General features: G+C 70.7%; 16 protein-coding genes and 1 pseudogene. 2 read left to right on the top strand and 15 right to left on the bottom strand.

The window, feature by feature from the left end; all coding sequences use genetic code 11:
- Positions 1 to 201 precede the first annotated feature (201 nt).
- From purB to R0146_RS07565, 15 genes and pseudogenes are all read right to left on the bottom strand, one after another.
- A complete protein-coding gene (purB, locus tag R0146_RS07635; RefSeq protein ID WP_317692276.1) occupies positions 202 to 1,635 on the bottom strand; it encodes an adenylosuccinate lyase in 1,434 nt (477 codons plus the stop codon).
- 64 nt (positions 1,636 to 1,699) lie between these two features.
- Complete coding sequence (gene purD / locus R0146_RS07630) at positions 1,700 to 2,959, bottom strand: phosphoribosylamine--glycine ligase (protein WP_317692275.1); 1,260 nt, start codon at positions 2,957 to 2,959, stop codon at positions 1,700 to 1,702.
- A gap of 200 nt (positions 2,960 to 3,159) precedes the next feature.
- The gene (locus tag R0146_RS07625; RefSeq protein ID WP_317692273.1) at positions 3,160 to 3,852 is read right to left on the bottom strand and encodes a DedA family protein; all 693 of its coding nucleotides are present in this window, start codon (positions 3,850 to 3,852) and stop codon (positions 3,160 to 3,162) included.
- Between the two features lie 118 nt (positions 3,853 to 3,970).
- Positions 3,971 to 4,801 carry a nucleoside phosphorylase gene (locus R0146_RS07620; protein ID WP_317692272.1) on the bottom strand — a complete coding sequence of 277 codons (831 nt, stop codon included), beginning with the start codon at positions 4,799 to 4,801 and terminating at the stop codon, positions 3,971 to 3,973.
- Complete coding sequence (locus R0146_RS07615) at positions 4,794 to 6,092, bottom strand: adenylosuccinate synthase (protein WP_317692270.1); 1,299 nt, start codon at positions 6,090 to 6,092, stop codon at positions 4,794 to 4,796. The genes R0146_RS07620 and R0146_RS07615 overlap by 8 nt, the downstream gene beginning before the upstream one ends.
- A 234-nt stretch (positions 6,093 to 6,326) precedes the next feature.
- Positions 6,327 to 6,959: a DUF3151 domain-containing protein gene (locus tag R0146_RS16175; RefSeq protein ID WP_411567177.1), complete on the bottom strand. Its 633-nt coding sequence runs from the start codon at positions 6,957 to 6,959 to the stop codon at positions 6,327 to 6,329.
- A gap of 177 nt (positions 6,960 to 7,136) precedes the next feature.
- On the bottom strand, positions 7,137 to 8,156 hold the full coding sequence (fbaA, locus tag R0146_RS07605; RefSeq protein WP_317692269.1) for a class II fructose-bisphosphate aldolase: 1,020 nt from the start codon (positions 8,154 to 8,156) through the stop codon (positions 7,137 to 7,139).
- A gap of 296 nt (positions 8,157 to 8,452) precedes the next feature.
- Entirely contained in the window at positions 8,453 to 9,121 is a 669-nt protein-coding gene (locus R0146_RS07600) for a hypothetical protein (protein ID WP_317692268.1), read from the bottom strand.
- Positions 9,122 to 9,213: 92 nt separating this feature from the next.
- The gene (locus R0146_RS07595) at positions 9,214 to 9,990 is read right to left on the bottom strand and encodes a GntR family transcriptional regulator (protein ID WP_317692267.1); all 777 of its coding nucleotides are present in this window, start codon (positions 9,988 to 9,990) and stop codon (positions 9,214 to 9,216) included.
- Between the two features lie 216 nt (positions 9,991 to 10,206).
- Positions 10,207 to 10,902, bottom strand: a pseudogene (locus tag R0146_RS07590) (TrmH family RNA methyltransferase); the annotation flags it as partial.
- A 40-nt stretch (positions 10,903 to 10,942) separates the two neighbouring features.
- On the bottom strand, positions 10,943 to 11,419 hold the full coding sequence (locus R0146_RS07585) for a hypothetical protein (protein ID WP_317692266.1): 477 nt from the start codon (positions 11,417 to 11,419) through the stop codon (positions 10,943 to 10,945).
- A gap of 172 nt (positions 11,420 to 11,591) precedes the next feature.
- Complete coding sequence (locus R0146_RS07580; protein WP_317692265.1) at positions 11,592 to 12,374, bottom strand: LemA family protein; 783 nt, start codon at positions 12,372 to 12,374, stop codon at positions 11,592 to 11,594.
- Positions 12,375 to 12,529: 155 nt separating this feature from the next.
- Entirely contained in the window at positions 12,530 to 13,096 is a 567-nt protein-coding gene (pyrE, locus tag R0146_RS07575) for an orotate phosphoribosyltransferase (protein ID WP_317692264.1), read from the bottom strand.
- A 93-nt stretch (positions 13,097 to 13,189) separates the two neighbouring features.
- On the bottom strand, positions 13,190 to 13,873 hold the full coding sequence (locus tag R0146_RS07570; RefSeq protein ID WP_317692263.1) for a class E sortase: 684 nt from the start codon (positions 13,871 to 13,873) through the stop codon (positions 13,190 to 13,192).
- A gap of 113 nt (positions 13,874 to 13,986) precedes the next feature.
- The gene (locus R0146_RS07565) at positions 13,987 to 14,913 is read right to left on the bottom strand and encodes a spermidine synthase (RefSeq protein ID WP_317692262.1); all 927 of its coding nucleotides are present in this window, start codon (positions 14,911 to 14,913) and stop codon (positions 13,987 to 13,989) included.
- Positions 14,914 to 15,060: 147 nt separating this feature from the next.
- Between R0146_RS07565 and R0146_RS07560 the strand changes: the two genes are divergently transcribed.
- Both R0146_RS07560 and R0146_RS07555 read left to right on the top strand, forming a co-directional pair.
- Positions 15,061 to 15,249, top strand: coding sequence for a PspC domain-containing protein (locus tag R0146_RS07560; protein WP_317692261.1), 189 nt, complete (start codon positions 15,061 to 15,063; stop codon positions 15,247 to 15,249).
- Positions 15,250 to 15,260: 11 nt separating this feature from the next.
- Positions 15,261 to 15,443 (top strand): PspC domain-containing protein, encoded by a 183-nt coding sequence (locus R0146_RS07555; RefSeq protein WP_317692260.1) that lies wholly within the window; start codon positions 15,261 to 15,263, stop codon positions 15,441 to 15,443.
- Positions 15,444 to 15,685: the final 242 nt, after the last annotated feature.

Below are 15,685 nucleotides of genomic sequence, written 5' to 3'. Positions count from 1 at the left end.
ATTTCCATAGGCCTGCCCTATGGAAATTTTGCCGACCACACACTCCCGACGCTCCCGCAGGAACGCCACCTGCAATACGTTCCCGCGGAGACGCCCCAGCCTGATCACACGTCCCCGCAGAACGCCCCAACCCGATCACATGTCCCCGCAGAACGCCCCAGCCCGATCGCACGTTCCCGCGGGAACGTTCCGGGGCTCGGTTCAGAGCACCGAGCCAGGAACGTACGCCGCAGCGTCGGGGTGCACATCGAGGATCGTCTGGATCCGCTCGGCGATCCGGGTGACCTGCTGGCGGGCGGTGCCGGTCAGGTCCAGTGGATCGGTGACCAGCCCGGCCAGCTCCTCGCGCGACAGCCCCAGTCGGCTGTCCGAAGCGAGCCGGTCGAAGAGGTCGTTGTCCTTGCGACCGGTCTCGCGCATCTCCAGAGCCACGGCGACCGCATTCTCCTTGATCGCCTCGTGTGCGTGCTCGCGACCGACACCCTTGCGTACGGCGGCCATCAGCACCTTGGTGGTGGTGAGGAACGGCAGGTAGCGCTGCAGTTCGGCCTCGATCACGGCGGGGAAGGCACCGAAGTCGTGCAGCACGGTGAGGAAGGTCTCGAACAGTCCGTCGAGGCAGTAGAACGCGTCCGGCAGCACGACCCGGCGAACCACCGAGCAGGAGACATCGCCCTCGTTCCACTGGTTGCCGGCGACATCGGCGATCATCGTCAGGTAGCCCTTGAGGATCACCGCCATGCCGTTGACCCGCTCGCAGGACCGAGTGTTCATCTTGTGCGGCATCGCCGAGGAACCGACCTGGCCCGGCTTGAACCCCTCGGTGACCAGCTCGTTGCCGGCCATCAGGCGGATCGCGGTGGCCACGTCGGACGGTCCGGCGGCGACCTGGACCAGCGCCGACACGACGTCGAAGTCGAGGGACCGCGGGTAGACCTGGCCGGTGGACGTGAGCAGGGCCTCGAAGCCCAACCCGGACGCGACCCGAGCCTCGAGCTCGTCGAGCTTGGCCGCGTCACCGTCGAGCAGGTCGAGCATGTCCTGGCTGGTGCCGACCGGGCCCTTGATGCCGCGCAGCGGGAAGTGGGTGAGCACCTCCTCGACCCGGGCGTACGCCACCAGCAGTTCGTCGGCGCCGGTGGCGAACCGCTTGCCCAGAGTGGTGATCTGGGCGGCGACGTTGTGCGAACGCCCGGCGATCGGCTGCTCGGCGTACTGGGCGGCCAGCCGGCCGAGTTGCGCCAGGGCGGCGACGATCCGGTCCCGGATCACGCCCAGCGCCTCACGGGTCTGCCACTGCTCGACGTTCTCGGTCAGGTCGCGCGAAGTCATCCCCTTGTGGATGTGCTCGTAGCCGGCCAGCGCGCAGAACTCCTCGATCCGCGCCTTGACGTCGTGGCGGGTGACCTTCTCACGGGCGTTGATCGAGTCGAGGTCGACCTGGTCGATCACCGCCCGATAGGCCTCGATCACGGTGTCGGGGTCGTCACCGCCGAAGTCCACGCCCAGGTCGCGCTGCGCCTCCAGGACGGTGATCCACAGCCGTCGTTCGGCGATGATCTTGTTCTCCGGCGACCAGATGCGGCGCATCTGCTCGCTGGCGTAGCGGGTGGCGAGGACGTTGGGGACGGTCACAGTGATCCTTTCGACGGACGGCGGTGGGGGCGGCGGCGGGGGGCGGCCCGGCGGGGCCAGGGGCTCAGTAGGAGACCTCGCCGCGGGCCGCCCGCAGCGCGATGTCGGTGCGGAAGAAGCCGCCAGGCAGATGGACGTCCGCCAGTCGGTGGTAGGCACGGGCCCGGGCCTCGGCCAGCGAGTCGCCGGTGCCGACGACGGTGAGCACCCGGCCGCCGGCCGACACCAGCCGGCCCTGCCCGTCGAGCGCGGTCCCGGCCTGGATCACGCCACTGGTGTCGGGGGTCACCCCGATGATCACGTCGCCCTTGCGGGGGGCCTCCGGGTAGCCGTCGGCGGCCAGCACCACGCCGACCGCGAAGCCGGACCCGAACTCCAGCGGCGCCGCCGGATCGAGCGCGCCGGTGGCGGCGGCGTGCAGCACCTGGCCGAGCGGGGAGCTGAGCCGGGCCAGCAGCGGCTGGGTCTCCGGATCGCCGAACCGTACGTTGAACTCGACGACTCGCAGACCCTTCGAGGTGAGCGCCAGCCCGGCGTAGAGCAGACCGACGAACGGTGTGCCGCGGCGGGCCATCTCGTCGACGGTCGGCTGGATGACGGTGTCGACGACCTGCTGCTTGATGTCGGTCGGCGCCCACGGCAGCGGAGTGTACGCACCCATCCCGCCGGTGTTCGGGCCGCGGTCGTCGTCGCCGACCCGCTTGAAGTCCTGGGCCGGGTCGAACGGCAGCACGGTGGTGCCGTCACAGATGGCGAACAGACTGACCTCGGGGCCATCCAGGTACTCCTCGATGACGACCCGCCCGCAGGCCACCGCGTGCGCCAGGGCCGCGTCGCGGTCGGAGGTGACCACGACACCCTTACCCGCGGCAAGGCCGTCGTCCTTCACGACGTAAGGGGCACCGAACTCGTCCAGCGCAGCAGCGGCCTCCTCGGCCGTGGTGCACACCCGGGCGGCAGCCGTCGGGACACCGGCGGCAGCCATCACCTCCTTGGCGAAGGCCTTCGACCCCTCGAGCCGGGCCGCGTCCTTCGAGGGCCCGAAGCAGGGGATCCCCGCGGCCCGTACGGCATCGGCGACACCGGCGACCAGCGGTGCCTCCGGCCCGACGACCACCAGGTCGACTCCCAGCTCGGCGGCAAGGGCGGCCACGGCCGCCGGATCGTTCTGGTCGACCGGGTGGTTGACGGCGAACACCGAGGTGCCCGGGTTGCCCGGCGCCACGTGGACCCGCGACACGGCGGGGTCACGACTGATGGCCAGGGCGAGGGCGTGCTCGCGGCCACCGGAGCCGATGACCAGGACTGACTGCGGCTGCTTCACCCCCTCAGCCTACCGATCGCCCGACGACCCACCCACTCGAGACGTACGGCGACCCGGTGGCCGGCCGCGAATGCCCGCCACACCTCGCGGGCGCGACGGGCATCCGGCCGTACGACCAGCACAAGCCGTACGACCAGCACAAGCCGTACGACCAGCACAGTCGTACGACCAGCACAGCCGTACGACCGGCAGGCAGTGGCTCAGACGTTCTCGCGGTCCACCGACGCCTCGATGGCCCGCGCGGGCACCGGGTCGTCCTTCGAACGGACGTTGCGGGCGATCTCGATGCCCATCGGGATGAGGGACACGACGACGATGATGATGGCGATCAGGTCGACGTGGTTGGCGATCAGCGGGACACCGCCGAGGAAGTAGCCGGCCGTCGACATCAGCCCGACCCACAGCACACCGCCGAGGGCGTTCCAGCCGATGAAGTGGCGGTACGGGTGCCGGACCATCCCGGCGACCAGCGGGACATACGTCCGGACGACCGGGACGAACCGGGCCAGCACCAGCGACCGGCCGCCGTACTTGTGGAAGAAGGCCTCGGCCCGATGCAGGTGCTCGGTCTTCAGGACGCGCGCATCGTCCTTGAACAGCCGACGGCCGAACCGACTGCCGAGGAAGTAGCCGACCTGGTCGCCGAGGAAGGCGCAGACGAAGGCGACGAGGACGAGCACCCAGATGTTGAGGCCGAGCGCCACGTGCAGCAGGGCCGCGGTGAACAGCAGCGAGTCGCCAGGAAGGAAGGGGAAGAGCAGGCCGGATTCGATGAACACCATCAGCGCGATGCCCAGCAGCGCCCAGGGCCCGAGCTGGTGCAGCAAGCCCGCGGGGTCACTGAGGTAGTGCAGTCCGGGAATCGCTTGAGGCACGAGTGTCACCAAATCCATGCCTCCCATGGTGCGACATCGATCCGAGAGGACCCGACCGCGGGCCACCCAACCGGCACATTTCAGCCAGGATGCACAGGATCTTCACAGAAACTTTTCACGTTTCCTCATCCGTCGCTCAGGACCGTTGGGCGCCGCCGTCCAGCTCCGCCAACCGTACGGCCGCATCCATCGCCCACCAGAACATCGCCTCGTGGACCGCCGCCGCGGTCGGCCAGGCCCGGGAGTCCCAGGCCTCCCCGGCCAACGAGTCCGCACCGAAGAGGATCTGGCCGAGACGGACCTGCCGGTAACGGGCCACCGCCATCATCGCCGCGGCCTCCATCTCCACCACGGCGCAGCCCTGGTCCATCCGACGCTGCACCCGACCGCGCGTCTCCCGGTAAATAGCGTCGGTGGTCCAGGTCCGTCCGGCCGAGAAGCCCACCCCGGCCTCGACCAGGGCCTCCCGGCAGGCCCGGACGCCGACCGGGTCCGCCTCGACCACCGGCGACGGCAGCAGGTACTGGCTGCTCGTCCCCTCGTCGCGCAGCGCACTGGTGACGACGAAGGGATGCCCCATCACCAGTTCGGAGCGCAGCACGCCGGCCGAGCCCACCGCGACGAACCGGCGGACGCCGAGGGCGATGAGTTCCTCCATCACCATCGCCGTGTGCGGCGCGCCCATCGACGGATAGCACCAGCCGACCCGTACGCCCCGATGCTCGCGCTCATGCAGTGGGCGCGGCTCGAGGACGTCGCTGATCGTACGGCTCAGCCGCGACCCCTCCCGCTCGCCGATCTCCTGAACGGTCTGCGGGAGGAACGCCAGCACGACGGTCGTCGGGACATCGGCGCGCGGGTAGAGCTCCGAGGGCTCGAGGAAGCCCGCCTCGTCCAGGTCCGCCGCCAGATCCGCGGAGGAATCCAGCGGGAACGGCGCCTCGGGGAGCACGCCCGGCTCAGCCAACGACCGGACCGACCAGATCGTGGATCATCACGACCTGCTCGCGCCCCGGGCCGACGCCGATGCCGGAGATCCGGCACCGGACGAGCTCCTCGAGGCGGTGGACGTAGCGCTGCGCGTTGACCGGCAGGTCCTCGAACGTACGGCAGCCGCTGATGTCCTCGCTCCAGCCGTCGAGGAACTCGTAGACCGGCTTCGCGTGGTGGAAGTCGGTCTGGTTCGCCGGCAGCGTCTCGACCCGCTCACCGTTGATGTCGTACGCCACGCAGACCGGGATCCTGTCCCAGCCGGAGAGCACGTCGAGCTTGGTGAGGAAGATGTCGGTGGCCCCGTTGTAGGTCGCCGCGGCCTCGACGACGAGCGCGTCGAACCAGCCGCAGCGGCGCTTCCGCCCGGTGGTGACGCCGTACTCGTGGCCGATCTCGCGCAGCTTGTCGCCGTCCTGGTCGAACAGCTCGGTCGGGAACGGCCCCTCGCCCACCCGGGTGGTGTAGGCCTTGGCGATGCCGATCACCCGCTCGATCCGGGTCGGGCCGACCCCGGAGCCGGTCAGCGCACCGCCGGCGGTGGGGTTGGAGGAGGTGACGTACGGGTAGGTGCCGTGGTCCACGTCGAGGTGGTGCGCCTGGGCCCCCTCGAACAGCACGGTCTTGCCCTCGTCCAGCGCACCGTTGAGGACGCGGGCGACGTCGGCGACGTGCGGGCGGACGCGCTCGGCGTACTCCAGCAGGCCCTCGGTGATCTGTTCGGCGTCCACCTCGCGGCGGTTGTACATCTTGACCAGCAGCTGGTTCTTCTGGGCCAGCGCGGCCTCCACCTTCTGGTGCAGGATCGACGCGTCGAAGAGGTCCTGGACGCGCAGGCCGAGCCGGTTGACCTTGTCCGCGTACGCCGGGCCGATGCCGCGGCCGGTGGTGCCGATCTTCCGCTTGCCGAGGAAGCGTTCGGTCACCTTGTCCATCGTCTGGTGGTACGGGGTGATCAGGTGCGCGTTGGGCGAGATGAGCAGGCGGTCGGTGTCCACCCCACGGGCGGCGAGGTCGTCGATCTCCTGGAACAGGACCGCCAGGTCGACCACGACGCCGTTGGCGATGCAGGGGATCGCGTTCTCGTTGAGGATGCCGGACGGCAGCAGGTGCATGGCGAAGGACTCGCCGTTCACCACGACGGTGTGACCGGCGTTGTTGCCGCCGGAGTAGCGGACGACGTAGTCGACCGAATCGCCGAGCTGGTCGGTCGCCTTGCCCTTGCCCTCATCACCCCACTGGGTGCCGATCACGATGATTCCGGACACGACGTGCCACCTCTCCCCGACATGCGACGTCCCCGCGCCGCGGCGCGGGTCCCTTCGACCGGGTCGTACGACGTCGTCGTTCCCGGGACGGCCCACGTTCGCCGGGCCGACCCGCTCACTCTACCGACCGGCACCGACAGCGGCCCGGCGGGACACGGGCCGGACAGGCGCGCGGGGCCGCCACCGGTTCTCGAGGGCCCCGCCGCCCGCAGTGTTTTCAGCCGACGTACGGGTTCAGCCGGCGTACGGGCTGTCCAGCACCCGGTCGGAGGGCTCGTCCTCCTCGGCGGCCCAGGCCTCGCGCTCGTCGCGGTTCGGCCCGGACATCGGGGAGCCGGTCTGCCGCTCGCCGGCCTCCTCGACCACCTCGTCCATCTGCTCGTCGGTGCCGTCACCGACACCCTCGTTGCCGGTGCCGCGGTCGACCGGCCGCTCAGCGGTGAGGACGTCGTAGCCGGCCTGCGAGCAGTCGCGGAGGAACTGGGCACAGCGCTGGAACTCGTCGTCCTCGCCGATCCGGTGCGCAGCGACCGCCAGCGCCCACAGCGCCTTGAGGAAGCCTCGGTTGGGTTCGTGCTCCCACGGCACCGCGCCGGCACCCTTCCAGCCGTTGCGACGCAGCAGGTCCAGGCCGCGGTGGTAACCGGTCCGCGCATAGGCGTACGCAGCGACGTCCCCGTCCTGCGAGCCCATGTTGAGCGAACCCTCGGCCAACAGCGCCCAGCACAGACTGGACTGCGGGTAGGCGCACACAATGTCAAGGAACCGCTCTCGACCGTGATCGGCGAGTTCGGCGACTGCCGGGTCCGTCGGCAGCCGCGTCACCGGAGCATCATCGGCCAGCAGGTTGTGGTGGGTCTCGCTCATGTCATTAGCCTAACCATTATCGACTCAGCGGGGGATCCTCCGCTGTCTGCCTGGCGTCGGGCACACCCCCCGGAAACGCCACCGGGGCTCCGGACCGATGGTCCGGAGCCCCGGTGGACGAGCGCCCCTCAGGTGTGCCCGGCGAGCCGCCCCGTCAGTGCGGGGTGGCAACGACGGTCACTTGTGGGTGCCGACCGCGTTCAGGTTCTGGCAGGCCTCGACGACGCGGGCAGCCATGCCGGCCTCGGCGGCCTTGCCCCAGGTGCGGGGGTCGTACTGCTTCTTGTTGCCGACCTCGCCGTCGATCTTCAGCACACCGTCGTAGTTGCGGAACATGTGCTCCACGACCGGGCGGGTGAAGGCGTACTGGGTGTCGGTGTCGACGTTCATCTTCACCACGCCGTACGAGACGGCGTCGGCGATCTCCTGCGGCAGCGAGCCGGAGCCACCGTGGAAGACCAGGTCGAGGCCCTTCTCGGTGCCGTACTTGGCCTGGATGGCGTCCTGGCACTGCTTGAGGATCTCCGGGCGCAGCTTGACGTTGCCCGGCTTGTAGACGCCGTGCACGTTGCCGAAGGTCAGCGCGGTCAGGTAGCGGCCCTTGTCACCGAGGCCGAGAGCCTCGACGGTCGCCAGGGCGTCCTCGGGGGTGGTGTAGAGCTTGTCGTTGATCTCGCCGACGACACCGTCCTCCTCGCCACCGACGACGCCGATCTCGACCTCGAGGATGATCCGGGCGGCGACAGCCTTGGCGAGCAGCTCCTGGGCGATCTCCAGGTTCTCGCCCAGCGGAACGGCCGAACCGTCCCACATGTGCGACTGGAAGAGCGGCTCCTTGCCCGCATCGACCCGCTCCTGGGAGACGGCGATCAGCGGACGTACGTAGGAGTCGAGCTTGTCCTTCTGGCAGTGGTCGGTGTGCAGGGCCACGTTGATCGGGTAGTTCTTGGCCACGACGTGGGCGAACTCGGCGAGGGCCACCGCACCGGTGACCTTGTCCTTCACGGTGGAGCCGGAGAGGTACTCCGCACCACCGGTGGAGATCTGGACGATGCCGTCGGACTCCGCCTCGGCGAATCCGCGCAGCGCAGCGGTCAGGGTCTGCGACGAGGTGACGTTGATGGCCGGGTAGGCGAAGCCGTTCGCCTTGGCCCGGTCCAGCATGTCGGCGTAGACCTCAGGAGTTGCGATGGGCATGTGCTCTCTTCTCTCTCATCGTGCCGACCGTCACCCTCGGGGCCCCGGACCGGTCACCGGCGTCTGCTCCCCACCGTCCGCGATCCGGACTCCATCGGCGGTATCGACGGTGGTTGTGCTCACGAGGCAAGCCTAATGTGTGCCGTTTCCGCGGCGCGGGGACCCCCGGTGGTTCGTCCGAGTGGATCGCGACGGCGCGGTGTGCGATGCCGGCTCAGCGCGGGAAGCCGACCCAGCACGCAAGGCCGCGCCAGCACGATGGCACCTCAGCAGGAAAGCGACCCAGCGATGCCGCCTCAGTGCGCGATGCCGGAGAGGTCCACGCGACAGCGGCCCCGGGAGTAGAGCCGCAGCGCCTGGTCCAGGGCGGCCGGGCTGACGGCGAGGTCGTCGATGTCGCACTCCCAGGTGCCCTCCGGCGTCGTGACGACGTAGCGGTCGCCGCGGCCACGGGTCCCGGGGACCGTCGCGACCACGGCCTCGGGGACGCCGGGCGCCGTCGCCGTCGCCGCGGCCGAAGCCACAGCCGGCTCGGCCACCCCGGCACCACCGGCTGCGACGCCTGCCGGGCCCTCCCGGCCCGTCCCGGCAGCGGCGAACCGGTCCCAGTCCCAGTAGTGGCCGGCGATCTGGATGCCCGGCCAGGAGGCGGTCACCACCTCGCCCTTGCCCACTCGGCGTCGGTGGCGTACGGCCAGGCGCCAGAGCACGAGACGTACGACCACGAGGACCACCGCGAGCCCGACCACGACGCCGGAGACCGGCCATTGGCCGGTGCCCTGCCAGGTGTCACCGTTGTAGCGGGTCCAGCCGTAGTACCCGCCCCACACCAGCAGGGTGACGACCAGGCCGCCGACCGCCGCGATGAACCGCCGCCGGGTCAGCGCGCAGCGGGTCTCGGCCGGCCGCGGGTCCCAGGCCACGTGGAGGAAGTCCTCCAGGTTCTCGGCGGGTGCGGGGCGCATGCGGCCAGTCTGCCAGGCGCCTCCCAGGATGCAGCCGCCCCGGACAGGGCCCAGTCGCCCGGGACAGGTCCTCCCGGACGTGTCCGCCGCGCTCAGGACCCGTTGGCGCCCGCCGGGGTGATCTTCATGTGGATCCGGTAGCGGTCGGCTCGATACCACGACGTGGCGAACTCCATCGTGGTGTCGCCGCTCTTCGTCACCCGTTCCTGCACCAGCAGCGGGGCCTTGCGCGGGATCTGGAGGACGTGGGCGTGGATCGCGTCGGCGGCCTCGGAGCGTACGGTCTGGTAGCCCGACGACACCACGAAGCCGTACTTCGTGGCGAAGATCTCGTAGAGCGTGTCGAGCTTCTGTTCCAGCAGGCCCGGGAACAGCGCGGACGGGTAGTAGCCCACCTCGTGCGCCATCGGTGTGCCGTCGGCGAGCCGCAGTCGCTCGACCCGGACCACCGGTCGGCCGACCGGCACGTGCAGCTTCTCGGCGACCTCGGCGTCGGCGGCCACCTGGCTCGCCGCGAGCACCTTGGTCTCGGGACGCAGGCCTCGCTCGCGCATCTCGCGGGAGAACGAGGTCAGGTGCAGTTGGGAGTCGACCTGAGGACCGGTGACGTACGTCCCCTTGCCGTGCACCCGTTCGAGTCGACCGACCTCGACCAGATCGGCGATCGCCTGGCGTACGGTCACCCGACTCACCCCGAGGGCGGCCACCAGCGCGCGTTCGGAAGGAATGGCGTCACCCGGTTTGAGCCCGGTGTCGATCAGATCCTCGAGCCTCCGGCGCACACGGACTCGCTTGGTGGCGGTCCCGCCCTCCTGGTCGGTCGAGAGCTTGGCCAAGAGATCACCGGGCGTCGTCGCCGATGGGTCCACGGGTCACCTTCCTGATGGCGGTCGATTCGCGTCCAACCCGGTCGCGCCCCACGGCCGGCCCCCTTGGGATCCTACGGGACCAGCAGGCGGAACGGATGGGGGTTCCTCGTTGAATACGCACTCAAATCCGTCCGGGGTCCCGGCCGCCGAGCCTCCGGTCCCGGCGCTTGCACCCGCGGTCCCGCCGATCTCGGTCGCTGCACCCGCGGTCCCGGCCCAGCGCAGCGCCCAGTGGTACATGGTGATCGCCGCGGCGGCCCCGGCGTTGATCGACCGGGTCGACCCATGTTGGGTGATGGCGACCAGCTGCTGGCAGGCAGCCACCATGTCGTCGGTCAGCCCCGCCCCTTCGGAGCCGAACACCAGGCAGCAGGCCCGCGGCAGGGTCGTACGCTCCAGCGGGACCGACCCGGGCAGGTTGTCGACGCCGATCAGGGGGATGCCGCCCTGTCGCGCCCAGTCGGCCAGGTCGGCGGCGTCGGGATGGTGCTGCACGTGCAGGTAGCGGTCGGTCACCATGGCGCCACGGCGGTTCCAGCGGCGGCGGCCGACGATGTGCACGCCCTCGACGTTGAAGGCGTTGGCGGTGCGCACCATCGACCCGATGTTGAAGTCGTGCTCCCAGTTCTCGATCGCGATGTGCAGCGGATGGCGCCGGGTGTCCAGGTCGGCGACGATCGCCTCGACGCTCCAGTAGCGGTAGGAGTCGACGACGTTGCGGTGGTCGCCGGCGACGAGCAGCGCCGGATCCAGCCGCGGATCATCGGGCCAGGGCCGCGGATGCGGGCCGACGCCGGGGGCGGCGGCCGGCGGGTCCTGCGGAGCGTGGCCCTCGAGTGCCGTGCCGTCGGGTAGCTGGCGCTCAGCCGCCGGGGCCTCGCTCCCGGTCGTACGCCGATCAAGCCCGGTCATCCGGCGCCGGCCGCGGTCGCATGGGCATCCACAGGCATGCTCAGCGGCGCCCCTTGCGCAGGGCGTACGCCATGTTGACCAGCACGATGCCGATCCAGACGACAAGGCCGCCGACGATGCCACTGATGCCGGCGAAGATGGCCGTGAGGGGGATCGCCAGGCTGAGCGAGACGATGCCGAGCACCATCTGGTTCTTGCTCTCCGCTGTGGCGAGCTCGTGCTGACGAACCCGCTCGGCCTCCTCCGAGGCAATCCTGGCGACCAGCGCCTCCTCGACCCGGGCGGTGAACGAATCGACGAGCGCCTGCTCCATCTCGGCCCCGAGCTCGCGGCGCGCCTCGAGAGTCGCCCGCGCATCGGCCGGGTCCACCAGCGGTGCGGCCGGGTGGTTCGAGGGAACCGAGGGGCCACCCTGGGGTGCGGTCAACGGGAGACTCGGCGGAACGAGCGGGTGGTGGTAGTCGTCGACACCAGGCGGCACGGCGTACGGGTCAGGCGGGGGCGAACCGGCGCTCATGTCCCTCACTCTAGCCGGATGGTCCCCACCAACCTCCCCACCTGGGAAAGGCCCGGCACCCTGGACGCAGACGCCGATTGTGCCTTCGCGAACAGTTCTCACCCGAAATGCCAGTGGCCCGAGCCGAAGCCCGGGCCACTGAAGGATCATCACGCGATGCGCGACCGGCGACTCACTGCTGAGGGTTCTGCGGCCACTGCGGCCCGGGCTGCCCTTGGGGGCCGGGCTGCCCCTGACCCTGCTGCCCCTGACCGGGCTGCGGCTGGTACTGCTGCTGGCCCTCGCCCTGGCCCCATCCGGTCGGCATCGCCGGGGTGCCGGACTGCTGCTGTGGCAGCGCCTGCGGCGCCCCCTGACCACGGGAGCCGATGTCGCCGAAGTTCACGTCCGGCGACGTACGTGCCGTCTCGTTGACCTCGAAGTAGGCGGCCTTCTCGAAGTGGAAGTTGCCCGCGATCATGTTCGTCGGGAACGACTCGATCTTGGTGTTGTATTCCCGTACGTTCGCGTTGTAGTAGCGGCGCCCGGCAGCGATCCGGTCCTCGGTCTCGGCCAGGGCGCGCTGGAGTTCGAGGAAGTTCGTGTTCGCCTTCAGGTTCGGGTACGCCTCGACGCTCACCATCAGGCCGCTGATGGCCCCGGACAGCTGCTCCTCGACCTCAGCCCGCCGGGCCGACGGAGTGGCGCCCCCCTGCGCGGCCAGCGACGCTGCCTGGTTGCGCAGCCGGACGATGTCCTCCAGCGTCCCCCGCTCGTGCGAGGCATACCCGCGGACCGTTTCGACGAGGTTCGGGATCAGCTCGTAGCGGCGGTTCAGCTCGACGTCGATCTGGCGCCACGACTCCTGCACCCGGTTGCGCAGACGGACCAGGCCGTTGTAGGCCCCGATCGTCCAGCCGACGACGCCGATGACGACCAGCACGAGGAGGATGAGGAAGATGATGAGCCCGTTCATGGGTCTCCTGTTCGTACGATGCAGGGGCACTGCCAGCTTAGCGGGGCTGCGGCGCAGCCCACAGGTCCTGCGCGGAGTGCGCGAAGTGCAGGGGGCGCCGGGAGCGCGAGGACCGCAGAGAGAGCAGTCCGCGTCCGCGCCGACCATGTCCGTCCTCAGACCAGCCCGAGGTCGTCCGCCGCCGACAGCGCATAGCGGTATTCCAGCCCGGCCTCGGCGACCTTCTCCGCCGCTCCGGTCCCCCGATCGACGATCACCGCCACGGCCACCACCTCGGCGCCCGCCTCCCGCAGCGCCTCGACGGCGGTCAGTGCGGACCCGCCGGTGGTGGAGGTGTCCTCGACCACCAGCACCCGCCGACCGGCGACATCGGTGCCCTCGATCCGGCGGTGCAGCCCGTGCTGCTTGGCCTCCTTGCGCACCACGAACGCGTCCAGGCGCCCGCCGTCGGCGGCCGCCGCATGCAGCATCGCGCCGGCGACCGGATCGGCTCCCAGGGTCAGTCCGCCCACGGCCTCGAAGTCGAGGTCGGCGGTCAGCGCCCGCATCACCCGGCCGACGATCGGCGCGGCCACGCCGTCCAGCGTCACCCGGCGCATGTCGACGTAGAAGTCGGCCTCCCGGCCGGAGGACAGCACGACGTGTTCCCGGACGACGGCGAGGTCGTCGACGAGACCGATCAGGGCTTCGCGATCGGCGGCGGAGATATCGGAGCGAGCCATACCCGGGACTCTAGCGAGAGTCGTCCCCCGGCAGCGATGGCGGGCACCCGCCGAGCCCAGACACCCGCCGAGCCCGGACGCCCGCCGACCCCGTCACTTCTGTCGGGTGCTCACCAGGTGGCCGAAGACGATGTAGCGGTCCGGGGAGCGGAACAGGTCGGCACAGGTGGTCAGGGTGATCAGCTTGTCGGTCGGGTGCGCGCCGGGATGGCCCGGCACCGGGTCGAGGACCCAGGTGTCGGTGTCGGTCACCGTGGTCGAGGAGTCCACGACGTACGTGTAGACGGCGTCGCGGGTCTCGACGTCGATGGTCGCGCCCTTCTGCAGGCTCTTCAACTGACGGAACGGCTGGCCGTGGGTCACCACGTGGCCGGCGACGGCGAAGTTGCCGACCTGGCCGGGACCGACGGTGTTCTCGTACCAGCCCAGGCCCCGGGCCAGCACGCCCTGGTCGGTCCCGTCGAGGATCGGCACCGCCCAGGACGCGCCGAAGGCGGGCACCCGCATGATTCCCAGGGCGTCGCCGGGGATCCGGGTCGGTGTCCCGTCGGCACGGACCTCACCGCTGCCGCCCGTCGCCTGCCCACTCGACCAGTCCTGCTGCAGCTGGGCCGTCGTGCGGTCGTACGACTGTCGGGAGAGGATCGTCGTGCCGACGTACTGGTAGCCGAACCAGCCCAGCACGACGAGGCCGATCACCAGCAGGAGGACCCCCACGGCCATGCCCACGGGGGATCCGCGGCGCGCGGTGGACTGACGGGTGGCTCTGGCACTCACGGGCCCATTCTCGCCATCGGCACGACGCACCCCAAGTCGGCGCGCCTCCCGGAGTGTCCCGGGGCGCCGTCACCGGCATCGCCGGCGCGTGCCGGCGCCCACCTGGTTCCCGGTCAGTGGCCCAGGAACAGCTCCGGCGGCATCGGGGACGGTTCGGTGTCTGCGTCGGTGTACGGCCGCGCGCCCGCGCACCAGTCAGCCAGCTCGTCCTCGTCCAGGAAGCGATAGGCGAACACCGCCGAGGCCGCCTCCCGGGCCAGTTGCCGGGTCGGCAGCGCTGCCGCCGACCCGTAGAGGATGACGTTGCCGAAGCGCCGCCCCCGCCAGGTGGACGGTTCGGCGGAGATCGCCGCATGGGCCCAGGTGGACCGTACGCCGGCGGCGACCCGCCGCGACCAGTCCATCGTGCCGACGTCGGTGACGTTGGCCAGGAACAGGCCACCCGTGACCAGGACGCGCCGGACCTCGGCGAGGAACTCCGCGGTGACCAGGTCGGCCGGCACCCGGGCCCCGTCGAACGCGTCGAGCACCACGATGTCGGCGTGGTCGGCCGGGATCTCGGCGATCCCCGAGCGGCCGTCGACCGGCCGCACCTTGATCCCGGAATGGCGCGGCAGCGGCGCCTTGTCCCGGACCTCCTGGGTGAGCGCCGCATCCGGCTCGAGCACGACCTGCGCGGAGGTCGGCCGGGTCGCGGCGACGTAGCGGGCCAGGCTCATCCCGGCCCCGCCGATGTGTACGATCCGGATCCGCTCCCCCGGCGGGGCGTACGCGTCGATCGCCTCGGCGATCCGCTGCATGTAGTCGAACTCCAGCACTGTCGGACGGTCGGGATCGATGTGTGACTGGTCGGTCGTGCCGATCCGGACGACCCAGGCGCCGGGTCGGTCCGGGTCGGGAAGGACCCGGGGCGGCGCGGCGGAGTCGGGGCCGTCCTCCGGTGCCGGATCGTACGGACGAGGTCGGCGGCGGGACATGGCCACCACCGTACGGGACTCCCCGGGGGCGACTCCCCATCGCCGGGCGCCGGTGTCCCCCATTGCACCCGGAAGACTCTCCTCATCCCTTTACGAAGGCCCGGTGAGCGGCGACGCTGGAAGGGAAGGGCGCCGCAGACGGCGCTCCACGATCACACCGGGCCCGATCGTCGGGTCCGCCAGGGGCAAGGAACCCGGAAGGAACCCGCCATGCTCGACATCGGCATCACCCGCCCGGCCGAGGGCCGTGTCATCGCCGGCGTGTGCGCCGGCCTCGGCGCCAAGTTCGGCATCCAGCCGCTCATCCTCCGCATCATCTTCGCTGTCTCGCTGTTCTGGGGCGGCGCCGGTGCGCTCGTCTACGCGATCCTCTGGGTGCTGATGCCCAGCGAGAAGTGACGGGGACCGCCATGAAGGACTGGTACCGCCCGCGCAGCAACCGCGTGATCGCCGGTGTCTGCGCCGGCATCGCCCGCAAGCTCGGCATCGGCGCCAACTGGGTGCGCCTCGCTTTCATCCTGCTGATCTGGTTCGGCGGCCTGCCGCTGTGGCTCTACCTGATCGGCTGGGTCCTGATGCCGAACGAGCCCTGATCCCCCACTCCACCGATCCCCAGCCCACCGACCGCCATCGCTGACCGCGGTGGCTCCTGATCCCCGGGCGGCGCCCCAGGTGTCCCCACCTCGTGTCCCCCTTACACTGACGCCGCCCGGCCCCCCGAAGGCCCGGAGAGCCCCTGCTCTCCGGGCCTTCGTCATGCGGGCGGCGGATCTCCCCGCCGCGGACCATCCCTCGGCGGCCCGTCCCTCGGCGGCCACGCCCGGCGCCAGGCCCC

It is taken from the genome of Raineyella sp. LH-20, assembly GCF_033110965.1.
In the GTDB taxonomy this organism is placed as follows: domain Bacteria; phylum Actinomycetota; class Actinomycetes; order Propionibacteriales; family Propionibacteriaceae; genus Raineyella.
This window is presented reverse-complemented; position numbering and strand designations above follow the sequence as displayed.